The sequence below is a fragment of the Blastococcus saxobsidens DD2 genome (assembly GCF_000284015.1).
GTDB lineage: Bacteria > Actinomycetota > Actinomycetes > Mycobacteriales > Geodermatophilaceae > Blastococcus > Blastococcus saxobsidens_A.
Genome location: NC_016943.1, coordinates 265,431 through 288,271, shown reverse-complemented (window position 1 = coordinate 288,271; position 22,841 = coordinate 265,431). Strand labels below are relative to the sequence as shown.

Annotated in this window: 18 protein-coding genes; 8 read left to right on the top strand and 10 right to left on the bottom strand. The window is 73.7% G+C overall.

Annotated elements, in window-relative coordinates; translation table 11 throughout:
* Positions 1 to 6 precede the first annotated feature (6 nt).
* Both BLASA_RS01285 and BLASA_RS01280 read right to left on the bottom strand, forming a co-directional pair.
* Complete coding sequence (locus tag BLASA_RS01285) at positions 7 to 933, bottom strand: ABC transporter permease (protein ID WP_269446698.1); 927 nt, start codon at positions 931 to 933, stop codon at positions 7 to 9.
* 11 nt (positions 934 to 944) lie between these two features.
* Complete coding sequence (locus tag BLASA_RS01280; protein WP_014374181.1) at positions 945 to 2,477, bottom strand: ABC transporter substrate-binding protein; 1,533 nt, start codon at positions 2,475 to 2,477, stop codon at positions 945 to 947.
* Positions 2,478 to 2,651: 174 nt separating this feature from the next.
* On the opposite strand from BLASA_RS01280, the gene BLASA_RS01275 reads away from it, so the two are divergent.
* From BLASA_RS01275 to BLASA_RS01265, 3 genes are read left to right on the top strand one after another with little or no spacing between them, the layout of a single operon-like run.
* A complete protein-coding gene (locus BLASA_RS01275) occupies positions 2,652 to 3,839 on the top strand; it encodes a hydroxymethylglutaryl-CoA reductase (protein ID WP_014374180.1) in 1,188 nt (395 codons plus the stop codon).
* A gap of 58 nt (positions 3,840 to 3,897) precedes the next feature.
* Complete coding sequence (locus tag BLASA_RS01270) at positions 3,898 to 4,917, top strand: dipeptide epimerase (protein WP_014374179.1); 1,020 nt, start codon at positions 3,898 to 3,900, stop codon at positions 4,915 to 4,917.
* Complete coding sequence (locus BLASA_RS01265) at positions 4,914 to 5,954, top strand: DUF1611 domain-containing protein (protein WP_014374178.1); 1,041 nt, start codon at positions 4,914 to 4,916, stop codon at positions 5,952 to 5,954. Before BLASA_RS01270 ends, BLASA_RS01265 begins: the two co-directional genes overlap by 4 nt.
* A gap of 10 nt (positions 5,955 to 5,964) precedes the next feature.
* Here the strand turns inward: BLASA_RS01265 and BLASA_RS24485 are convergent, their stop codons facing one another.
* From BLASA_RS24485 to BLASA_RS01240, 6 genes are all read right to left on the bottom strand, one after another.
* Positions 5,965 to 6,123 (bottom strand): hypothetical protein, encoded by a 159-nt coding sequence (locus BLASA_RS24485; RefSeq protein WP_014374177.1) that lies wholly within the window; start codon positions 6,121 to 6,123, stop codon positions 5,965 to 5,967.
* Between the two features lie 14 nt (positions 6,124 to 6,137).
* The gene (locus BLASA_RS01260; protein WP_166486437.1) at positions 6,138 to 6,932 is read right to left on the bottom strand and encodes a class E sortase; all 795 of its coding nucleotides are present in this window, start codon (positions 6,930 to 6,932) and stop codon (positions 6,138 to 6,140) included.
* A gap of 250 nt (positions 6,933 to 7,182) precedes the next feature.
* Positions 7,183 to 8,829 carry a fibronectin type III domain-containing protein gene (locus tag BLASA_RS01255; RefSeq protein ID WP_041775538.1) on the bottom strand — a complete coding sequence of 549 codons (1,647 nt, stop codon included), beginning with the start codon at positions 8,827 to 8,829 and terminating at the stop codon, positions 7,183 to 7,185.
* A gap of 311 nt (positions 8,830 to 9,140) precedes the next feature.
* Entirely contained in the window at positions 9,141 to 9,995 is an 855-nt protein-coding gene (locus BLASA_RS01250; RefSeq protein ID WP_014374174.1) for a MaoC family dehydratase, read from the bottom strand.
* On the bottom strand, positions 9,995 to 11,362 hold the full coding sequence (locus BLASA_RS01245) for a 3-oxoacyl-ACP reductase (RefSeq protein ID WP_014374173.1): 1,368 nt from the start codon (positions 11,360 to 11,362) through the stop codon (positions 9,995 to 9,997). The genes BLASA_RS01250 and BLASA_RS01245 overlap by 1 nt, the downstream gene beginning before the upstream one ends.
* 143 nt (positions 11,363 to 11,505) lie before the next feature.
* A complete protein-coding gene (locus tag BLASA_RS01240) occupies positions 11,506 to 12,801 on the bottom strand; it encodes an acetyl-CoA C-acetyltransferase (protein ID WP_014374172.1) in 1,296 nt (431 codons plus the stop codon).
* Positions 12,802 to 12,863: 62 nt separating this feature from the next.
* On the opposite strand from BLASA_RS01240, the gene BLASA_RS01235 reads away from it, so the two are divergent.
* Together BLASA_RS01235 and BLASA_RS01230 are read left to right on the top strand one after the other, a co-directional pair.
* Complete coding sequence (locus tag BLASA_RS01235; protein WP_231839528.1) at positions 12,864 to 13,568, top strand: TetR family transcriptional regulator; 705 nt, start codon at positions 12,864 to 12,866, stop codon at positions 13,566 to 13,568.
* Positions 13,565 to 15,628, top strand: coding sequence for an acyl-CoA dehydrogenase (locus BLASA_RS01230; protein ID WP_051004759.1), 2,064 nt, complete (start codon positions 13,565 to 13,567; stop codon positions 15,626 to 15,628). The genes BLASA_RS01235 and BLASA_RS01230 overlap by 4 nt, the downstream gene beginning before the upstream one ends.
* 229 nt (positions 15,629 to 15,857) lie before the next feature.
* Here BLASA_RS01230 and BLASA_RS01225 read toward each other — a convergent pair whose 3' ends face one another.
* Positions 15,858 to 18,614, bottom strand: coding sequence for a SpoIIE family protein phosphatase (locus BLASA_RS01225; protein ID WP_014374169.1), 2,757 nt, complete (start codon positions 18,612 to 18,614; stop codon positions 15,858 to 15,860).
* Positions 18,615 to 18,802: 188 nt separating this feature from the next.
* Between BLASA_RS01225 and BLASA_RS01220 the strand changes: the two genes are divergently transcribed.
* On the top strand, positions 18,803 to 19,891 hold the full coding sequence (locus BLASA_RS01220; protein ID WP_166486436.1) for an EAL domain-containing protein: 1,089 nt from the start codon (positions 18,803 to 18,805) through the stop codon (positions 19,889 to 19,891).
* 19 nt (positions 19,892 to 19,910) lie between these two features.
* On the opposite strand, the gene BLASA_RS01215 is transcribed toward BLASA_RS01220, so the two are convergent.
* Entirely contained in the window at positions 19,911 to 20,834 is a 924-nt protein-coding gene (locus tag BLASA_RS01215) for an aldo/keto reductase (protein WP_014374167.1), read from the bottom strand.
* A gap of 158 nt (positions 20,835 to 20,992) precedes the next feature.
* Here BLASA_RS01215 and BLASA_RS01210 point away from each other — a divergent pair, with 158 nt between their 5' ends.
* Both BLASA_RS01210 and BLASA_RS01205 read left to right on the top strand, forming a co-directional pair.
* Complete coding sequence (locus BLASA_RS01210) at positions 20,993 to 21,448, top strand: HU family DNA-binding protein (RefSeq protein WP_419761014.1); 456 nt, start codon at positions 20,993 to 20,995, stop codon at positions 21,446 to 21,448.
* Between the two features lie 133 nt (positions 21,449 to 21,581).
* Positions 21,582 to 22,838, top strand: coding sequence for a serine hydrolase domain-containing protein (locus tag BLASA_RS01205; protein ID WP_014374165.1), 1,257 nt, complete (start codon positions 21,582 to 21,584; stop codon positions 22,836 to 22,838).
* The last annotated feature ends 3 nt before the right edge of the window (positions 22,839 to 22,841 follow it).

Sequence of the window (22,841 nt, the reverse complement as noted above, 5' to 3'; positions counted from 1 at the left end):
GGTGTGTCATCGCCGGATCCGCGGGTCGATGGCGGTGTAGAGCAGGTCGACGATCAGGTTGATCACCAGGAACACCACCGCGAACAGCAGGATCGCCCCCTGCAGGACCGGGTAGTCGCGGGCCTCCACGGCCTGGAGCGCGAGCTGCCCGAGCCCGGGCCAGGAGAAGACGATCTCCACGACGACGACGCCGGACAGCAGGTAGGCCAGCTGCACACCGGTCACGGTGACCAGCGGGAGCAGCGCGTTGCGCAGCACGTGCCAGGTGAACACCTGCCGGGTGCCCAGCCCCTTGGCCTGCGCCGTCCGGACGTGGTCGGAGCCCAGCGCCTCGAGCATGCTGGAGCGCACGAACCGGGTGATCACCGAACCGGACACCACGCCGGTGACCAGCGCCGGCATGAGCAGCCGCTGCAGCCACGCGCCCGGGTCCTCGGTCAGCGGTACGTACCCGCCCGAGGGCAGCCAGCCCAGCGTCCCGGCGAAGACCAGGATGAGCACGATCGCCATCCAGAAGTCGGGCACCGAGATGCCGAACTGGCTGATCACCGTCGCGATGCGGTCGGCGATCGACCTCGGCCGCAGCGCGGAGATCGTGCCGAGCGGGATCGCGATGAGCAGCGCCACCAGGATGGAGGCGAAGGCCAGCGTCAGCGTGGCCGGCAACCGCTCGGCGATCTGCGAGGTGACCGTCTCCCCGCTGCGGAAGCTCACCCCGAGGTCGCCGGTCAGGGCCCGGCCGAACCAGGTGAAGAACTGCTCGACCAGCGGCTCGTCGAGCCCGGACCGCTCGCGGAGGGCGTCGTAGGTCTCCTGGGAGAACCGCGTGCCCAGGGCGAGCCGCACCGGATCGCCCGGTACGAAGTGCACCAGGGCGAACACGATGACGCTCACTCCGGCGAGGACGACGGCCGACTGGCCGACCCGCCGCAGCAGGTAACCGGTCAGGGCAGCTCCACGTCCTCGAAGTTGATCGCCTTGTCCGGCCGGATGGTGTAGCCGGTCAGGCCGGGCGCCCAGGCCTGCACCACGTTCGGGTTGTAGAGGTACAGGTACGAGACGTCGTCGACGATCATCTGCACGGCCTCGTTGTAGAGCTCCTTGCGGGTCTCGCGGTCGGTCTCGCTGGAGGCCGCCTGCAGGAGCCGGTCGACCTCCGGGTTGCTGTAGCCCTGGTAGTTGTTCACCCCGCCGGTGATGTGCTGCGAGTGGTAGTAGTCGAACGGGTCCAGGTTGCCCAGCCAGCCCAGCAGGAAGGCGTCGAAGTCACCCTGCGCCTGCCGGTCCAGCCAGGTGGCGAAGTCCACCGTCTGGACGTCGACCTCGATCCCGATCGGCTCCAGCTGGGCAGCGATGACCTGGGCGGCGGTCACCGTCTCGGGGAACTCGTCGGTGACCATCAACCCCATCTCGATGGGCAGCTCGACGCCGGACTCCTCCAGCAGCTGGCGGGCCGCCTCGGCGTCGGCCTCGAACGGCGCGTAGTCCGACGCGAAGAAGTTGCCCTCGGGGATGGCCGTCTGGTTGGCCTGGGCCGCGCCGAAGCGGGCCGCCTCGGTGACCGCCTCGCGGTCGATCGCCGTCGCGATCGCCTGGCGCACCAGCGGGTTCCCGAACGGCTCCCGCGCGAAGTTCATCGACATGTACCAGTAGTCGACGCTCGGGATGCTCGCCACCTCGACGTCCTCGTTGCCCTGCAGCGCCTCGATCTGCTGCGGCGGGATGTTGTCGGTCCAGTCGACCTCGCCGTTCTCCAGCGCGGTGAGCGCCGCGGCCGGCTCGGTGATGTATCGGAACTCGACGCCGGCGAGCTCCGGCGCGCCACCCCAGTAGTCCTCGTAGGCGGCCAGCTCGGTGCTGCTCGCGTCCGAGCTCTCCAGCGTGAACGGCCCGGTGCCCACGGCCTCGGTGGTGAGGTCGTACTCCTCGGCCGCCCCCTCGGGGATGATCGCCGTCCCCTTGAACCCACCGATCAGCGCCAGCAGGTTCGGCGTGGGCTGGGAGAGCGTGATCTGCACGGTCTGCGGATCCACCGCCTCGACCGACTCGACGTTCTCGAACCGGTAGGCGTTCTGGAGCTCCTCGTCGATGATCCGGTTGTAGGAGTAGACGACGTCGGCGGCGTCGAACTCGCTGCCGTCGTGGAACGTCACGCCCTCGCGCAGGTCGAACGTCCAGGTGAGCCCGTCCTCGCTGATCTCCCAGTCGGTGGCCAGACTCGGCTCCATCGTCAGGTCCTCGGGGTTCGGGACGACGAGGGTGTCGTACACGTTCTCCAGCACCTGGAAGCTCGGGTAGGCGCTGGTGACGTGCGGATCGAACTGGTCGGGCTGCGCGCCGACCGCGGCGACGAGGGTCTCCTCCCCACCGCCACCGCCACCACCACCACCGGTGTCGACGCTCTCCCCACCTCCGCTGCAGGCGGTGAGGCTCAGCGCTCCGACGGCGGCAAGGGACAGGAGTCGGGTCGGGCGCACGGGAACCTCCGGGGTCGGGGCAGGTCGTCCACCCCGACCTTGCTCCCGTCCTCGCAGGTTGGCGACCTGAACCCGCGAGATCGTTGCCGGTTCGAGATCCGTCGGCGAACGAGCGACACCGGGTGACTCAGCTCACACTGGAGCCCACCACACCGCCGTACCGGAGAGGTCCCCATGACCGACGCCCACTCCTCGCACCGTGCCCGCATCCCCCGCGACCGGGAGCACGACTACACCGACGAGATGGCGCACAAGCGGCAGGCCTTCGTCGCCGAGCAGACCGGCGCGGGGCTGGAGCACGTCGGCCGCTACTCCATCGACCCGGCCGCCCTGCCGGGCAACGTCGAGAACTTCACCGGCGTCGCCCAGGTGCCCATCGGCGTGGCCGGGCCGCTGACCGTGCGGGGCGAGCACGCCCGCGGCGACTTCTTCGTGCCGCTGGCCACGACCGAGGGCACGCTGGTGGCCAGCTACAACCGCGGCATGCGGCTGATCGGCGAGGCCGGCGGCGTGCGGACCACGGTCGTCGACGACCACATGCAACGCGCGCCCGCCTTTCTGTTCGACAACGCGCTCGATGCCCGGGAGTTCGGCCGCTGGGTGGACGAGAACCTCGACGGCATCCGGACGGCGGCGGAGTCGACCACCCGCTCGGGGAAGCTCACCTACATCGGCCAGCACCAGATCGGCCCGCTGCGCTACCTGCGGGTCAACTACACGACCGGGGACGCCGCCGGGCAGAACATGACCGGCAAGGCGACGCTGGCGGCCTGCGAGTGGATCCGCGAGAACCACCCCGACCACCCGCGCTACGTGCTCTCCGGCGCGATCGACACCGACAAGAAGCACTCGCAGATCAACATGCTCATGACCCGCGGCAAGCGGGTCGTCGCCGAGGTGACGATCCCGAACGAGGTGCTGAAGCGGGTCACCGGCGTCGACACCCGGCAGCTGTTCGAGTACCGGCAGATCGGCATGGCCGGGGCCTTCATGTCCGGCGCCGCCTACAACGGCGCGCACGCGGCCAACGGCCTGACCGCGATGTTCATCGCCACCGGGCAGGACGCCGCCAACGTCGCCGAGTCGCACTCCGGGGTCACCTACACCCAGCTGCTGGAGAACGGCGACTACTACTGGTCGACGACGCTCACCTCGCTCATCGTCGCGACCTACGGCGGTGGCACCGGGCTGCCCACGCAGCGGGAGTGCCTCGAGATGCTCGGCTGCTACGGCCAGGACAAGGTGCAGAAGTTCGCCGAGATCTGCGCCGGCGTCGTCCTCGCCGGCGACATCTCGCTGACCTCGGCGATCCTGGCCGGCGACTGGGTGACCAGCCACGACCAGCTGGGCCGCAACCGGTAGCCCCGGCGTCGCGTTCCGTTCCCGGGACAACCCGGTCCGCGGCCGGGAGACTGCGCGGGTGGACCTCACCTGCCGCCCCCGGACGCTGCACCTGCGCGACACCTTCACCATCGCGCGGTCGTCCGTGGACACCCAGGAGGTGCTCGTCGTCGCGGTCGACGCCGCCGGTGTGCGCGGACACGGCGAGGGGGCGCCGGTCGAGTACTGGGGCGAGTCGGTGGCGACCATGGCCGAGGCCGTCGCCGCCGACGGCGCCGCCCTGCTCGGCGACGACCTGCGCGATCTCGAGGGCATCGCCCGCCGGCTGCGCGCCTGGAACGGGCCCCAGGGCGCGAAGATGGCCCTGGACGGCGCCGCGCACGACTGGGTCGGCCGCCGGTACGGCCTGCCGGTGTGGCGGCTGCTGGGCCTCGACGGCGTCGCCCCGCCGACCAGTTTCACGATCGGCATCTCGACGGTGGAGGAGACGGTCGCCCGGGTGCGGCGGGCGCCGGGCTTCGCCGTCTACAAGGTGAAGGTCGGCGGGCCGGGCGACCTGGCCCGGCTGGAGGCGATCCGGTCGGCATGCGGCGCCCGGCTGCGGATCGACGGCAACGAGGGCTGGACGTTCGAGGAGGCCCGCGACCTCACCCCGCGCCTGCGGGAGCTCGGCGTCGAGATGGTCGAGCAGCCCTTCCCGGCGGCCGACCTCGACTCCTTCGCGCGCTACCGCGAGCTGCCGGGCCGGCTGCCGGTCTTCGTCGACGAGGGCTGCAAGGACCTCGGATCGGTGGCCGCCGTGGCCGGCTACGCCGACGGCATCGTGGTCAAGCTGGCCAAGTGCGGCGGCATCCGCGAGGCGCAGCGCATGCTGGCCGCGGCCGCCGCGCTGGACCTGCGGGTGATGCTGGGCTGCATGATCGAGTCGCAGCTCGGGATCGCCCAGGCCGCGCAGCTCGGCGCGCTGGCGGACCTGATCGACCTCGACGCCCACCTGCTGATCAGCGACCGGCCGTTCACCGGGCTGGGGCTCGACGACGGGCGGCTGGTGCTGCCCGACGCGCCCGGCCTCGGGCTCGTCGCCGAGGAGGCGGCGTGAGCGGGGAGCGGCTGGCCGTCCTGACCGGCGGGCAGCTCGCCGAGTCCTACGCCAAGACCGCGCACGGGGTGCTGCGCTACGGCACCCGCGAGGTGGTCTGCGTGATAGACCCCGTGCACGCCGGGCGGCCGGCCGTGGACGTCGTCCCCTTCTGCGCCTCCCCCGCCCCCGTGGTCGCCGACGTCGCGACGGCCCGGGACCTGGGCGCGACGACGGTGCTGCTGGGCGTCGCGCCGCTCGGTGGCCGGCTGACGGCCGCCTGGCGGGAGACGCTGCTGGCGGCGCTCCGGATGGGCCTGCACGTCGAGGCGGGGCTGCACACCGACCTCGGCGCCGATCCGGAGCTGGCGGCCGCGGCCCGGGCGGCCGGGGTCGGGATCCGGGACCTGCGCGCGGTACCGGCCGACCTGGGTGTCCCGCTCGCCGAGCCGGTCGGGGCGCAGGTCGTCCACACGGTCGGCTCCGACTGCGCCATCGGGAAGATGAGCGTCGTCCTAGAGCTGGACCGGGCCGCGCGTGCCCGCGGGCTCGGCTCGGTGTTCGTGGCCACCGGGCAGACCGGCGTCGCCATCTCCGGCTGGGGCATGGCCGTCGACCACGTGATCTCCGACTTCGTCGCCGGAGCGGCCGACCGCCTGGTCCGCGAGGGGGCGGACCGCGGCGACCTGCTCTGGCTGGAAGGGCAGGGCTCGATCTACCACCCGGCCTACTCGGGCGTGACGCTCGGCCTGCTGCACGGGTCATCGGCCGACGCGCTGGTGCTGTGCCACCGGGCGGGGCGGACCGCCGTCTTCGACTACCCCGGCACGGCCCTCCCGCCGCTGCCCGAGATCGTCCGCGGGTACGAGCAGGCCGCCGGGTGGGTGCGGCCCGCGCGGGTCGCCGCCGTGGCGCTGAACACCGCGGGCCTGGACGACGCCGCCGCGCGGCGAGCGGTCGACGACGCCGCCGCGGAGACGGGCCTCGTGGCCGACGACGTCGTGCGCTTCGGTGCCGCACGGGTGCTGGACGCCGTCCTCGCCGCCCTGCCGGGCTGAGCCCGCCGGGTCAGCTGCCGACGGTGACGTCGTTGAACGGCAGCCGGGGCTCCACCCACGGGAAGACGACGAACAGCAGCAGCGCGCAGACGGCGAGCACGAGCACGAGCGCCTGCACCGCCTTCAGGCCGGCGCCGCCGGGGAGGTGCCGCCAGATCCAGGGGTACATCGGGTGTGCTCCGTTCAGCTCTCGCGCAGCGCCGGCGGGCCGTCGGGCATCTCGGCCTTCGGGATGCCGGCGCCGTCCAGGCGGGCGTGGACGATCAGCCGCTGGCGCGCGGAGAACCGGGGGTGGCAGGTGGTCAGGGTCAGATAGGCGCCGGTCGGGGCCGCGTCGGCGCTCGCGTTCGGCGTCGGGGAGATGACCTCGATCGTCTCCGGCCGGACGATGTGGCGGCCCGGGATGCCGCTGGGGTCGGTGTCGACGTTGCCGGTCGCGGCGTTCCCGAGCACCCGGTAGACGAACCAGCTGTCGGCCGTCTCCACGACGATCGGGTCACCGGGCTGCACGAGGTCCAGCTCCAGGAACGGCGAGCCCTTGCCCACGCGGTGACCGGCGAGCGCCACGTTGCCCGGCTCACCGGGCATCGCCGTCCCGGCGTAGTGGCCCGGGCCCTGCGACAGCTCGGCCTCGGTGGTCCCCTCGAGGATCACGCGGGCGTAGTCCTCGCCCAGCCGCGGGATGCGCAGGACACCGAAGGCGTCGCCGATCTCGACCTGCACCAGCCCGGCCTCCGCGGGGGCGTCCTCCTCCCACCGCTCGTGCAGTTCCACGCTCAGCTGGTCCTGCCGGCGCTCGGTCAGCAGGTCGGTGACGTAGACCTCGTAGCCGACGAACAGCAGGACGACCAGCCCGCCGGTGACCAGCAGCTCCCCGGTCCCCTGGGCGACGGCGCGCCAGCGGCCCGGGGCAGGCCGGACAGCCGGCGGCGGCGGTGGCGGTGGGGGCACCCGCTCGATGGGCTGCGTGTCGCTCATCAACGGTCGGTCCCCCCTTCCGCGTTCGGGTCGTGACAGCCGGCTGGGAATGCTAGGCGCGGCCACCGCCTCGCCGCGGGACGCGCGGGGCTGCGCCGGAGGGCCGTGGCCGGTGGGACGGATGAGGTGGCGCCGAAGCGGTCCGCGAGGCGACGCTGGGCCGGGCCCCAGGAACGCCGGGGGCCCGGACCCCGCCGTCGGCGGCGGAACCCGGGCCCGTGGTGACCGGCGGCTGCCGGTCAGGTGTGCGTCAGGCGGTCGCGCGGCGCCGGGAGGCGACGAGCAGGCCACCACCGAGCAGGAGGGCAGCCGCCCCGCCGGCCAGCGGCAGCGCGATGTCGGCACCGGTGTCGGCGAGCACAGCAGCCCCGGTCGCGGTGGCCGTGCCGCCGACGACCGTGACCGGCAGCGTCAGGTAGCGCAGGTTCCCGGCCGGGTCGACGCCCGAGCCGACGAGCGTGTGCTCACCGTCGGCCAGACCGGCCGGGACGGTCACCGTCGCGGTGAACGAGCCGGTGGCGTCGGTGACGACCTGCGTGAGCACCTGCGGCTCGGAGTAGATGACCACGGTGACGGTCGAGTTCGGCAGGTAGCCGGTGCCGGTCAGCGTGATCTCCTTGCCGGCCGTGACCGGACCGGTCGCACCGGCCGGGCGACCGAGGGCGCCGTCCGACGCCGGCACCGTGGCCGGGACGGTGGGGGCCGGGATCACGCCGGCGGGCACGACCGCCGAAGGAGTACCGACGTTGCCCTCGGTGTCCACGGCGAAGACCGTGACCCCGTACTCCGCGCCCGGCTCCGCCGGGAAGACGCAGACGCGCGGCTGATCCACGTCGACCTCGCAGGCCAGGTCCCCGCGCTCACCGGCACCCCAGCCCACCACGTACCCGGCGATCGGGTACGTGCCGGCGGACGCCGGCGGGTTCCAGGTCACCGTGATCGAGGACGGGCCGGCCTTCGCGACGACGTTCGTCGGCGCACCGGCCGGAGCGGCGGGCGCCGCGCTCACCGCGGCGCTGGCCGCACCGGGGCCGGCGGCGCTGTCGGCGCGGACCGTGACGCTGTAGGTCGTGCCGTTGGTCAGACCGGTGACGGTGGCGCTCCACGAGCCGAAGGCCCCGGTGGCGTCCAGCGCCTGCCACGTGGTGCCGCCGTCGGTGCTGGCGTCCCAGCCGGTCACCTCGGCCATAGTGTCCCAGTCGAAGTCACCCTCCTCGAAATAGAGGTCGATGGAGCGGTCCCCGGCCGTGACCCAGAGGCCGGTCGGAGCGTTCGGCACGGCGCAGGGGTTGGCGACACCGCTGACGGATCCGGCCGCACCCGGCTCGGCGGTCGTGTCGGTGGGGGTGCCGATCGGTGTGGTGTTGATGAGGTTCGAGCCGTAGCCACCGGCTCCGCCGTCGTTCGAGCCGGCGTTGAACTCCGCACCCTTCCCACCCGAGGCGATCAGCGCGACCGCCTCGCCCTGGGTGACCACGGAGGCGGCTCCGCCGCCACCGGAGGCGCCGACCCCGTTCTGGCCATCGAAGCCGCCCCCGCCGATCGGGTTCACCCCGCCCGGGGCCGGGTCCGTGGTCCCGGGGGCGCCGTCCGCTCCGCGGCCGAGCCCGAACACGTCCCCCTCGAACGCGGCGGTGGTCACCACGAGCCTGCCGCCGGGCGCACCGGGCGCGCCCTCGCCGGTGGCCCCACCGTGGCCGCCGACGACGGTCCAGGTGATGGAGCAGTAACCCGGCAGCACCTCGTAGGTGCCGGCCGAGTCGTCGAAGGCGACCGCGACGACAGGGGTGGTGGCCGCCTGGGCCGTTCCCGGGACGCCGAGCACTGCGGTGGACATCCCGACCGCGCTCAGGGCCACCAGGCCGAGCGCACGACGAGACGGGAACGTGAGCTGCACGTCGACTCCCTCTGTGGTCCCGGAACGCCGGGGCGGTGGCCCGGTCGTCCGGACGCGAGGGGACCAGACCACGGCGCCGGGTGCCGGGATCCGCCGCCGCGCAGGGCAGAACGCATGGGGCTGCGCGTGACCGGATCGTTACCAGTGCCAGGAAACCGCAGGTCAGCAGCGGAACTCATCACGCCCGAAACCGCCAAGAGCGACCCGGTCCGGTTGTGCGGATCAGTTCAGCACGAAGCCGTACCGCAACTCCTTCCGCGCACGTGGACGGCGCACGACGTCCTGACGGCGTAGCCCGGACCGCCCGCGTGTCAGAGGGCGCGGATCGTCCCCACGAGGTGCTCGGTGCCGGTCGTCGCGTTGCGGACGGCGACGTCCCAGCCGCCGTCGGCCTGCGCCGTCGAGAGCGTGACCGTCGACGGCAGGAACAGCGGCTTGCGGAAGCCGACGTCGACGGTGAGCGCATCCGGCAGCCGGTTGGCCACCGCCGCGAGCACCCGGGCCTTCACCCACATGCCGTGCGCGATCGCCCGCTTGAAGCCGAACGCCTTCGCGGTGAGCCCGGAGAGGTGGATCGGGTTCACGTCGCCGGAGACCTTCCCGTAGCGGCGGCCGGCGTCGTCAGGGATCCGCCAGGTGGCGGCCGCACGGTCGAGGGTCCCCACCGCCACCGTCACATCGGAATCCGGTGCTCCCTCGGGGGCCCGCGCCCCGCGGGCCAGGTAGGTCGAGCGCCCGCGCCAGACCTCCTGCCCGCCGGAGGACACCGACGCGCAGAGATCGACCGTCGCCCCGCTGCGGTGGGTGGCGAACCGCTCGGCCCACACCTCGAGGTCGAGGGCCTCCGACGCCGCGATCGGCCGGAGCACGTCGATCCGGTTCCGCACGTGCACGAGCCCCGGGAGCGCCAGCGGGAAGGACCGGTCGCTCATCAGCGCCATCTGCAGCGGGAAGGTGAGCACGTGCGGGTACGTGGCCGGCAGCGAGTCGGCGAGCGGGAACCGGCACACCCGGGCGTAATCGGCGAGGTTTGCGGGTTCCACGGTCACGCCGTGCCGCGCCAGCCGGGTATCGGAAAGGTCCCCGCCCCGGCCGCGCGCGGTGAACGCCGCCTTCGCGAACAGCGCCGCCATGTTCGGCGGCTGCTCCAGGACGGTGGTCGCCATCAGGCCCCCAGCATCGACTGGCCGCAGACCCGCACGGTCTGCCCGTTGACCCCGGCGCTGCCCGGCTGCGCGAGCCAGGCGATCGTCTCCGCGACGTCGACCGGGAGCCCGCCCTGCTGCAGCGAGTTGATCCGCGACCCGACCTCCCGGGTGCCGAAGGGCATCGTCGCCGTCATCTCGGTGATGATGAAGCCCGGCGCGACGGCGTTGATCGTGGCGCCGCGCTCGGCGAACAGCGGCGCCCAGGCCCGCACCATGCCGATCACGCCGGCCTTCGACGCCGCGTAGTTGGTCTGGCCGCGGTTGCCGGCGATGCCCGACTGCGAGGAGACGCAGACGACGCGCGCGCCGGGCTGCAGGGTGTCGCTGTCCAGCAGCGCCTGGGTGATGTCGAGCTGCGCCTGCAGGTTGACCGCCATGACGGAGTTCCAGCGGGCGGCGTCCATGTTCACCAGCAGCTTGTCGCGGGTGATCCCGGCGTTGTGGACGATCACGTCCACGCCCTGTCGTCCGTCCGCGGAGTGCCGCTCGCGCAGGTGCTCGACCAGCCGCTGCGGGGCTTCCGCGGCGGTGATGTCGAGCTGCAGCGCCGTCCCGCCGATCTCGTTGGCGACCTGCGCCAGGTTGTCGCCCGCGGCCGGGATGTCGACGGCGACCACGTGCGCGCCGTCCCGCGCCATGACCCTCGCGATCTCCGCGCCGATCCCCCGGGCCGCCCCGGTGACGACGGCGACCGTGCCGGCCAGCGGCCTCTCCTCGTCCTGGTCGGCCGGGACGTCGGCCGGGGAGACGGTGAGCAGCTGCCCGTCGACGTAGGCGGACCGGCCGGAGAGGAAGAACCGGAGCGGGCCGGCCAGTGAGTCCTCCGCACCTTCCGGCACGAAGACGGCGTTGGCCGTAGAGCCACCGCGGAGCTCCTTCGCGATGGACCGGACCAGTCCGTCCACCGCCTGCCGCGCCGCGGCCTGCGCCGGGGAGTCGGCGTCGGTCGGCGGGGCGGCCAGGATCAGCACCCGGCCGGACGCCCGCAGCCGCTTGATCGCCGGGGCCAGGAAGTCGTGCGCGCCGGCGAGGTCACCGGGGCCGGTCACCCCGGTCGCGTCGAGGATCACCGCGGCCGGCTTCGCGCCGTCGGTGCCGCCGTCCGCCGTCACCGGCGACTGCACGGTCACCCCCGCATCCCGCAGGACGGCGGTGACCGTGTCGCGGAGCCGGCCGTCGCCGGCCGAGCCGACGACCGCCGGGCCCGGCAGCAGCGGCTGGCCGGGCTCGTAACGGCGCAGCACCGCCGGCCGCGGCAGGCCCAGCTGCTTGGTGATCGTGGTGCCGAAGCCGGAGTTGGCGAAGGTGGTGTACCAGTCAGCCACTGGAGGTCTTCCTTCCACAGATGGGATGAGGGCGTGCGCTCTGTCGCGGCCCGGGTCAACCCGGGTCGCGCAGGGTTGAGCCGCGTGCCCACGCGGCTCCACCCCGCCGGGCCCGGGTCGACCCCGCGGCGGCGACTACCGGGTCACGACTCGAGGATGGCGACGACGCCCTGGCCGCCGGCCGCGCAGATGGAGATCAGACCGCGCTTGCCGGGGCCCGCCTCGTGCAGCGCCTTCGCCAGCTGGGCGACGATCCGGCCGCCGGTCGCGGCGAACGGGTGCCCGGCCGCCAGCGACGAGCCGTTGACGTTCAGCTTCGACCGGTCGATCGAGCCCAGCGGCGCGTCGAGGCCGAGCGTGTCCTTGCAGTAGGCCGGGTCCTCCCAGGCCTTCATCGTGGCGAGCACGGTGGAGGCGAACGCCTCGTGGATCTCGTAGAAGTCGAAGTCCTGCAGGGTCAGCCCGTTGCGGGCCAGCAGTACGGGGACGGCGTACACCGGCGCCATGAGCAGGCCCTCGCCGCCGTGCACGTAGTCGACCGCCGCGGTCTGCGCGTCGACCAGGTGGGCCAGCACCGGCAGGCCCTTGGCCTCGGCCCACTCGTCGGAGGCCAGCAGCACCGCGGAGGCGCCGTCGGTGAGCGGGGTCGAGTTGCCCGCGGTCATCGTGGCGCCCTCGCCCTTGCCGAACACCGGCTCGAGCGTGGCGAGTTTCTCCACCGACGAATCCGGCCGCAGGTTGTTGTCGCGGGCCAGCCCGAGGAACGGCGTCACGAGGTCGTCGAAGAAGCCGCGGTCGTAGGCGGCGGCCATGGACCGGTGCGAGCGGACGGCGAGCTCGTCCTGCTCCTCGCGGCCGATCTCCCACTCCTCGGCGGTGATCGCCGCGTGGTCACCCATCGCCAGGCCGGTGCGCGGCTCGGCGTTGCGCGGGATCTCCGGCGCGATCATGCCGGGGCGGATCCGGCCGAGGACCTTGAGCCGGTCCTGCCACGTCTTCGCGTTGTTCAGCGAGATCAGGACCCGGCGCAGGTCGTCACTGACGGCGAGGGGAGCGTCCGAGGTGGTGTCGACGCCCCCGGCGATGCCGGACTCGACCTGCCCGAGGGCGATCTTGTTGGCGACGAGGATCGCCGCCTCCAGGCCGGTGCCGCAGGCCTGCTGCACGTCGTAGGCCGGCGTGGTCGCCGACAGCTTCGAGCCGAGCACGGCCTCGCGGGTGAGGTTGAAGTCGCGGGCGTGCTTGAGGACGGCGCCGGCGACGACCTCGCCCAGGGACTCCCCCTGCAGGCCGAAGCGGGCGACCAGCCCGTCGAGCGTGGCAGTGAGCATGTCCTGGTTGGACGCCTGGGCGTACGCCGTGTTGGATCGCGCGAACGGGATCCGGTTCCCGCCGACGATCGCCGCCTTGCGGGTCGTGGGCTGCTGGCTCTGCGCCATGGAGACCTCCGGGTTCGGGTGGAGCTGGCCGGTACTCACGGTATCAGGTACCGTCGGTCACTGTGAAAGCCGAGGCGGTGCGAGAGACGTCGCACGTGCAGCCCCGCGTGCAGGAGAAGAAGGTGGCGCACCGCCGGGACCGGCGCGACTCGAGATGGGACGAGCACCGGCGGGAACGCCGCGAACAACTCGTCCAGGCCACCCTCACCGCCGTCGGCAAGCACGGGGCCGGCGTCGGCATGGAGGAGATCGCCGCCGAGGCCGGCACCAGCAAGACCGTCGTCTACCGGCACTTCGCCGACCGCACCGACCTGCACGTCGCCGTCTGCGCGCGGGTGGCCGAGCAGCTGCTGCCCACGCTGCGGGCGGCGATGAGCAGCAGCGCCGAGCCCCGCGCCATGCTCGGCGCCGCGATCGAGGCCTACCTCGCCTTCCTCGAGGCCGATCCCGAGGTCTACCGGTTCGTCGTCTCCGCCCCCGGCGGCGACCGGCCGGCCGACGCCGATCCGGTCACCGGCCTCGCCGACCTCGTCGGCGACCAGGCGGCCGCACTGCTGGCCGCCGCCCTTGCCGACGCCGGCCGCGACCCGGCCGCAGCGGCCCCCTGGGGCCACGGCGTCGTCGGCCTGGTCCGCGCCGCCGCCGACTGGTGGCTGCGCACCGGCCGCCCCATGCCCCGTCGCGACCTGGCGGCGCACCTCACCGCACTGGCCTGGGCCGGGCTCTCCGGCGTCGTGACCACCGACAACCGCAAGGAGGACCTGTGACGAGCACCCTGCCACCCACGGTGGACCCGGCCCACCTCCAGGAGGCGCTCGACGGCCGCTGGGCACACGTGCGCCGCGACGCCCGGGAGAACCTGCACGACCCGGACATGTTGCCGGTCTACGGCGAGTCGATGGCCGAGGCCCGCGAGCGGGTCACCCGCGCGGCACGGACGCTCGCCCAGTCGGGTCGGGTGGGCTTCGGCTTTCCCAAGGAGTTCGGCGGCGAGGCCGACGCCGGCGGCTCGGTCACCTCGATCGAGATGCTCGCCTTCACCGACCTCTCCCTCATGGTCAAGGCCGGTGTCCAGTGGGGGTTGTTCGGCGGCGCCGTCCAGCTGCTGGGCACGCGCCGGCACCACGAGACCTACCTGCGCGACATCATGAGCTTCGACCTGCCCGGCTGCTTCGCCATGACCGAGACCGGCCACGGCTCCGACGTCCAGCAGCTGCGCACCACCTGCACCTACGACCCGGCCACGCAGACGTTCGACCTGCACACCCCGCACGAGGCCGCGCGCAAGGACTACATCGGCAACGCCGCCGAGGACGGGCGCATGGCGGTGGTCTTCGCCCAGCTGATCACGCAGGGGACGAACCACGGCGTGCACGCCTGGCTGGTGCCGATCCGGGACGAGGACGGGAACCCGATGCCCGGCGTCACCATCGGCGACGACGGCCCGAAGGCCGGCCTGCTCGGCGTCGACAACGGCCGGCTGACCTTCGACCACGTGACCGTGCCCCGCGACATGCTGCTCGACCGCTACGGGCAGGTCGCCTCCGACGGCACCTACACGTCCAGCATCGAGAACGAGACCCGCCGCTTCTTCACCATGCTGGGCACGCTGGTGCGCGGCCGGGTCAGCGTCGGCGGCTCGGCGGCGTCGGCCACGAAGCTGGCCCTGGACATCGCCGTGCGCTACGGCAACGCCCGCCGCCAGTTCGCCGCCCCGGGCGAGGAGCGCGAGATCGTCATCAACGACTACCTCGTGCACCAGCGCAAGCTCCTCCCCGCGCTGGCCAGGACCTACGCGCTGAACTTCGCCCAGGCCGAGCTGGTCAGCACGATGCACGACGTCCAGACGGCGGTGCACGAGCACGGCCAGGAGATCGACGAGCAGGCCCAGCGCGAGCTCGAGTCCCGCGCCGCCGGGCTCAAGGTCGCCCAGACCTGGCACGCCACGCAGACCATCCAGATGTGCCGCGAGGCGTGCGGCGGGGCCGGCTACCTGCAGGAGAACCGGCTGCCGCACCTCAAGGCCGACACCGACGTCTTCACCACGTTCGAGGGCGACAACACCGTCCTGCTGCAGCTGGTCGCCAAGGGCCTGCTCACCGGCTACCGCGACACGTTCGGCTCGCTCGACGGCTGGGGCCGGATCGGCTTCGTCGCCGACATGGTGCGCGAGACCGTGCTGGAACGGACGGCGGCCCGCGCGCTGATCGCCCGCCTCGTCGACGCCGTGCCCGGGCTGGAGGACGTGCCGATGCTCGAGCGCGGCTGGCAGCTGAAGATGCTCGAGTTCCGCGAGAAGCACGCGCTCGAGGGCGCCATCCGGCGGCTCCGGAAGAACTCCACCACCGTGTCGTCTCCCACCCACCCGATGGCGCCCTTCGACATGTTCAACGACGTCCAGGACCACGTGCTCAAGACGGCGCAGACGCACATCGACCGGATCGTCCTCGAGGCGTTCGTCGACGGCGTCGACCGCACCACCGACCCGGCCGCACGGACGCTGCTGGACGCCGTCTGCGACCTGTACGCGTTGTCGACCATCGAGGCGGACAAGGCCTGGTTCCTCGAGCACGGGCAGCTCACTCCCGCACGCGCCAAGACGCTGACCGCCACGGTGAACTCCCTGCTCAAGCAGCTGCGCCCGCACATGACCACGCTGGTCGACGCCTTCGCCATCCCGGCGGACTGGAAGGCCGCGGCCATCCTCGAGGAGGAGCCCGGCCGGCAGGAGGCCATGGCCGCCCGCGACGCCGAGCTGCGCCGGCAGCACGGTGCCGGGACGCCGGAGGGCACCGCGACCGACCTGGACGTGCCACCCGGCCAGTGACACAGCGGTGTTCCACGCGCAGCCTGGGTCCGAGTGGCCACGTACCCGGGATCAGGCCGTGCCGGGAACTGTGGGCCGGCCGGTGACACAGGTGTTCCGCGCACAGTCGGACTCTGCCCAGCGCTGATGGGCAGAGTCCGACTGTGCGGAAAACCATGCCTGGCGCGGGCCGTAGCGCCCCGGGGAGTCGGCGTCGGGTGGAGACGGTGCCGATCTCGACCGCCCGGCGTCAGCCCTCAGGGTGCAGGCGGACGGCGAGGACGGCGACGTCGTCCTCGGCGTCGGGCAGGAACATCCGCTCGAGCACCCGGTCGCACAGCTCGCCCAGCGGCAGCCCCTCGCAGTCGCCGAGCACCTCGAGCAGCTGCTGGGTGCCGGCGTCGATGTCCCGGTCGCGCCGCTCGACCAGCCCGTCGGTGTAGAGCAGCACCGTGGACCCCGGCGCGAGGACGGCCACGTGGTCCTCGCGCACCGTCTCCGGCGCCACGCCGAGCAGCAGATCGGCCTGCTTGCCCTCGAGCAGCACCACGCTGCCGTCGGAAGCGAGCAGCGCCGGCGGCGGGTGGCCGGCGTTGGCCCAGCGCAGCCGCACGCGGCCGGTCTCGTCGCCGGGCTCGGGCTCGAGGTGGGCGACCAGCGCGGTGGCCATCGTGTCCAGTGCCAGCCCCTGGACGGCGCGGTCCAGCTCGCTGAGCACCTCGGCCGGTGAGCCACCGCTGGAGTAGCTGATCCCGCGCAGCAGCCCGCGCACCTGGCCCATCGCCGCGGCTGCGCGGGTGTCGTGCCCGACGACGTCGCCGATGGCCAGCACCGTCGCCCCACCGCGCTGCAGGAAGGCGTCGTACCAGTCACCGCCGATCTCGGCGCCCTCGGCCGCCGGCACGTACCGGACGACGATCTCGCCGTGCTCGGGCTGGGGCGGCTCGGTCAGCATGCTGCGCTGCAGCGCGTCGGCCAGCTCCCGCTGCTGGCCGTAGAGCCGGGCCTGGTGCAGGGCCAGGCCGGCCCGCCGGCCGATCTCCACGGCGGTGTCCACCTCGCGGTCGCCCAGCGGGCCGCGCTCCTCCCGGGTGAACAACCCCAGCGCGCCGAGCACCTGCCCGCGGGCGACGAGCGGGACCGCCACCCCGGAGCCCGCGCCGAGCCGCGCGAACCGCTCGCGGGCGCCGGCGTCGGGCAGCGCACGGGCCACGTCGTCCCAGTCGATCACCGGCAGCATCACAGGCGAGCCGGTCGTGGTGACCCGGCGGGCGGCCGACGCCTCGCTCATCGTGGCCACCATCGCCCGCACGTACTCCTCCACCTCGGAGCGGCGGGCGGCGTCCCGGTGACTGCTGGCCACGTCGTGCAGCCGGCCCTGCTCGTCGGTGACCACGATCCAGCACCAGTCGGCGAGCTCGGGGACCACGAGCGAGGCCAGCCGGCCGATCTGCTGGTTGATGTCCAGCGTGCCCGACAGCACCCGGCCGGCCTCGGCGAGCAACCGCAGCCGCTCGTTGGCCTGGGCCATCGCCGCCACCGCGGCGGCACGCTCGGCGTCGGCCTGCAGCCGCGAGACGCTCAGCGCGATCTGCGCGGCCAGCGCCTCCAGCACCTCGACGTCGTCCCCGAGGAAGTCGTGGTCGACGGTCCAGACCACGAGGAACGTGCCGAGAACCCGGCCCTCCACCCGCAGCGGCACCGCCGCGAGGGCGCGCAGCCCCACCAGGTCGACGACCCCCGCCATCGCGGGGAACCGGGCGATCGTCTCGGCGGGATCGCTGAGCAGCAGCCGCCGGCCGCGCCGGGCGGCGTACTGGACCGGCAACGCGTCGTCCATCGGCAGGACGACGCCGTCGACCAGCCCGATCTCGGGGTGCTGCTCCCGGACGGTGGCCGCCAGGTCGCCGGCCATGTGCAGGCGCAGCGGACCGCCCGGTCCGTCGACGATCGCGAGCGCACCGGTCTGGGCCCCCAGCACGTGAGCGGCCCGCACGACCACGTCGGCGAGATCCTCGAGGCGGGCGGCGTTGGCCAGCTCGGCGGCGACCTCGGCGATGGCGGCGGCCCGCTCGACCGCGGTGAGCCGCCGCTGGGCCTGCCCCCGTGCCTCGGTGACGTCGAGGACGGTGCCGAGCACCCGCGCCGGTGCACCCGATGCGTCGGCCACCACCCGGCCGCGGGCGAGCACCCAGCGGGCGACGCCGTCCTCGCGGCGCACCCGGAACTCGACGGTGTAGTCACCCCGCTCCTCGATCGCGACCCGCATCGCCTCCTCCACGGCGGCGTGGTCCTCCGGGTGCACGTGCTCGGTCAGCACCTGGTCCAGCGACTCGTGGTCCATCGCGGAGTCCACGCCGAACAGGGCCGCGCAGCGCTCGTCCCAGTGGATGGTCCCGGTGCGCAGGTCGCGCTCCCAGATGCCGACCGAGCTGGCCTCCAGGGCCACCTCCAGCCAGGCGCGGGAGGTGCCGACGGCGGACTGCGCGGCGGAGAGCTCGAGCTCGGCGACGACGGAGGCCGCGAGCTGCTCCAGCAGCTCCTCGGCGTCGTCCGACCACTCCCGGGGGGCGGCGTCGTAGCCGGCCAGCGCGCCGACCACCTGGCCCGAGGCCGCCAGCAGCGGCGCACCCAGGTAGGACCGCACCTCCCCCGAGGTGACGGCCGGCAGCCCGGCGACCCGCTCGTCGTCGGCCGCCGAGGAGATCCGCAGCGACGAGCCCTGGCGCACGGTGATCGCCGAGAGGGCGCCGGTCAGCAGTGCCGGCCCACCGACCACGCCGGCCGGCAGTCCGTGACCACCGACGACGACGTCGCGGTCGGTGAACAGGGTGACCTTCACGTGGCCGACATCCAGCAGCCGCGCGGCGAGCGCGGAGAGCCGGTCGAAGGCGGCCGGGCCGGGCACCTCCAGCAGCAGCCGCCGGGCCGCGGCGACCCGCAGGGGATCGGTCAGCGGGTCGCTCCCCGGCAGGCCCGGAGGGACGGTGGACGCAGCGCCGGCCACACAGCCCTCCGCCCGGTGTCGCCGCACCCGGTCGGGTGCTCCTGACGCACATGCTGGCACGACCGTCCGACGGATCGGGGCCGGCACGTCCGGCGGGGCGGACGACGGGCGGATCTTCCTGCGGGGGGAGATCCGGGCGCGGGTTCAAGGAACGACGCCGATCGTCCGATCCACCTCTCATGCTCGGCATGCGCACGGTCGCTCTCCCGGATTGCCGGCCGCTGCTCGCCGACGCCGACGACCTCACGCTCGTCTTCCAGCCCATCGTCGACCTCGCCACCGCGACGATCGCCGGCTACGAGGCACTGGCCCGGTTCCCCGGCACCGCCGGACCCGACGCCTGGTTCGCGGCCGCGGCCGAGGTGGGGATCGCCGCGGAGCTGGAGGCGCTGGCGGTCCACAAGGTGCTCGCCGCCGTCGACGGGCTGCCGCCGAACGCCTTCCTGACCCTCAACGTCAGCCCCCACCTGCTGGGCACCGACGTCGTCCAGGACGCCCTGTCCAGCCGGGCCGACCTGCACCGCGTGGTCGTCGAGCTCACCGAGCACACCCCCGTCGACGACCTGGCCGCCCTGCGCCGGCAGACCGACGCCCTGCGCGAGCGGGGCGCCCGGATCGCCCTCGACGACGCCGGCAGCGGCTACTCCGGGCTGCAGCAGCTGGCCGCCGTCCGGCCGCAGCTGGTCAAGCTCGACCGGGCGCTGGTCGCCGGCATCGACGGCGACCCCGTCCGCATGACGCTGGCCGAGATGATCGGGGAGTTCGCCGGTCGGATCGACGCCCGCCTGCTGGCCGAGGGCGTGGAGACCCCGGCCGAGCTGGCCGCGTTCGCCCGGCTCGGCGTCCCGCTGGCCCAGGGCTGGCTGCTCGGCCGGCCCGCGACGACGTTCGCCCCGCTCTCCGCCGAGGTCACCCAGCTCCTCCGCGCCCAGGTCGCCCGGGCCCGGGTCACCGAGACCGTGGCCGGCCTGCTGCGGCCGGTGCGCCGGTACGAACCGGACGAGGACACCGCCATGGTGGCGCCCGCGGTCCTGCTCGGCCCGCACGGCGAACCGGCCGGCCTGCTGCTCAGCGACCCGCGGACGGCGGAGGTCTACACCTCCCCCGTCTCCCTGCGGGTGCACCCGTCCACCGGCATCGACGACGCGCTCCGGCGGGCGCTCAGCCGCCCGCCGGCCCAGCGGTTCGACCCGGTGATCTGCACCGACCCGACCGGCGAGGTCCTCGGCCTGCTCCGGATCGAGGACCTCGCCACCGCGGCCGGCTCGGGCCGCTGACCGGCGGAGCCCGCGGCGGTCAGGCCGCCGCGTCGGTGAGGCGCCGGCGTTCGTCGTCGCCGAGCACCAGGTCCTGCATCGGCAGCAGGTCGGCGAGCTGCTCGACCGTGCGCCCACTGGCGATGGGGGCGACGACGGCCGGCTGGTCGGCCAGCCAGCGCAGCGCCACCGCCGGCATCGGCACGCCGTACCCGTCGGCGACCTCGGCGAGGGCGGCGAGCACCCGGTCGCCCCGCTCCCCCAGGTAGGCCGACGCCTTCTCCGCCCGCACCGAGTCGATCTGCTGCCCCGGCCGGTACTTGCCGGTGCGGAAGCCCTTGGCCAGCCCGTAGTACGGCAGCACGCCCAGCCCGCGGTCGAGGGCGACGTCGCGCAGCTCGTCCTCGAAGACCGGCCGCTCCATGAGGTTGTAGTGGGCCTGCAGGGCGGCGTACCGCGCCGTGCCCGCCCGCTCGGCGGTGTCCAGCGCCTCGGTCAGCCGCGCCGCCGAGTAGTTCGACGCGGCCACGTACCGCACCTTGCCCGCCTGCACCAGCTCGTCGAGCGCGCGCACGGTCTCCTCGAGCGGCGTCGTCCCGTCGTCGTAGTGGGCGTAGTAGACGTCGATGACGTCGGTCTGCAGATTGCGCAGCGACCGCTCCGCCGCCGTCCGGATCTCCCCGGCGGCCAGCGGGTGCTCCTTCTGCATGCGCGAGGCCTTGGTGGCGATGACGACCCGGTCGCGGGCGCCGCGGTCGGCCATCCAGGCGCCGAGGATCCGCTCGGACTCGCCGTCGCCGTAGGACTCCGCGGTGTCGACGAACGGCTGGACCGTGCTGGGGGTGGCGTCCAGGTAGCGGTCGAGCACGGCGTACGACGTCGCCTCGTCGGCCGTCCAGCCGAAGACGTTGCCGCCCAGGCAGAGCGGGCTCACGGTCAGATCGGTCCCTGGCAGCGTCGGCATGGACCCACGCTAGTAGCAGGCCCCTCCTTCCCCCCCACGCCCGCACGCCCGGCGCGGGCCCCTGAAGGCCGGCCGGGGGATGCGCACGGGCCGCGGGACAGCTGTGACCGGGGAGGTTTCTGCGGGCTCCGCAGGGCCCCCGGTGGCGGGACCGACGGGTGGCATGGCACCGTGCCCCCCGGCCCGGCCTCCCGCGAGACCGGGCGCCCCGTAGGCCGCGCCACCCGCGCGGATCTCGGGGAACCCCGCCGGCGCCCCGCGCGTCCAGGGTGAAGAGCCGGCTGCGTGCCGCGCACACGGCACCCGCCACCGCCTACGGAAGGACACACATGAACAAGGCCGAACTGGTCTCCGCCATCGCCAAGCGCGCCGACGTCCCGGCCTCGACCGTCGACTCGGTCCTCGCCGGCCTGCAGGACGAGCTCGTCGACGCCATCACCCGTGGCGAGAAGGTCGCCGTCCCGGGCCTGATCACCGTCGAGCGCACCCAGCGGTCCGCCCGCACCGGCCGCAACCCGCAGACCGGGGAGTCCATCGACATCCCCGCGGCGAACGCCGTCAAGGTGACCGCCGGCTCGAACCTGAAGAAGGCCGCGAGCTCCGTCCCCGTCTGATCCCTCCCGGGACCGGTGGTCGCCGCCGGGCGGACGTCCCGACCCCGTGTGTCCCGGCTCACAACGGCGTGAGTCAGGATGCCGGTCGAGACGTTGCCCGGCGGCGGGCGGCGTCCTGGACCCGGAGGTGGGCGTGAGCAGTGATCTGCAGGTGCGGACGGACCCGGCCGAGGTGGGCATGGACCCGGCCCGGTTGGCACGCATCGACGGGCGGCTGAACCGCTACGTCGACGACGGCCAGCTGCCCGGCTTCCTGGTCACGGTCGCCCGGCGCGGGAAGCTCGTGCACGTCGGCCGCGCCGGCTTCCGGAACGTCGAGGAGGGCCTCCCGGTCGAGGAGGACACCCGCTGGCGGATCTTCTCGATGACCAAGCCGATCACCTCGGTCGCGGCGATGATGCTGTACGAGGAGGGGGCCTTCCAGCTCACCGACCCGATCGCGCACTGGCTGCCGGAGTTCGCCGAGACCCGGGTGTACGTGGCCGGATCGGCGATGAAGCCGGTCACCAGCCCGCAGGTCGAGCCGATCCGCGTGTGGCACCTGCTCACCCACATGTCGGGGCTCACCTACGGCTTCCACCACGCGCACCCCGTCGACGCCATGTACCGCGCGATGGGCCACGAGTGGGGCACGCCGCCGGGCGCCGACTCCGCCGAGGTGTGCCGCCAGTGGGCCTCGGCGCCGCTGGTCTTCCAGCCGGGCACCGAGTGGAACTACGGCGTCTCCACCGACGTGCTCGGCCGCCTGGTCGAGGTGGTGTCCGGCCAGCCGCTGGACGAGTTCTTCCAGGGGCGGATCTTCGCCCCGCTCGGGATGCGGGACACCTCGTTCGGGCTGCGGGACGGCGACGACGTCGAGTCCCTGGCCCGCCTCTACTCCGCCGTCCCCGGGCAGCCGGGTGGCGCCGCGACCGGCTTCGCGCCGCTCGACGCCATGGGACAGGCGGCGCACCGCAAGCCCGCGTTCCTCTCCGGCGGTGGCGGGCTGGTCTCCACCGCGGGGAACTACCTGCGGTTCATCGAGATGCTGCGCCGCGGAGGCTCCTACGACGGCGGCCGGCTGCTCGGCCCGCGCACGCTCGCGCACATGGTCAGCAACCACCTCCCCGGCGGCCAGGACCTGGAGAGCTTCGGCCGGCCGCTGTTCGCCGAGACGCCACTGCGCGGGGTCGGCTTCGGGCTGGGCTTCTCCATGGTCATCGACCCCGCGCGCTACGGCGTCGTCGTCAACGCCGGCGACTACAGCTGGGGCGGGGCGGCGTCCACGGCCTTCTACGTCGATCCGGTCGAGGACGTCACCGTCAGCTTCTACACGCAGCTGCTGCCCTCGAGCACCCTGCCGATCCGCAACTACCTGCGCCAGCTGGTCAACCAGGCCATCGTCACCTGACCC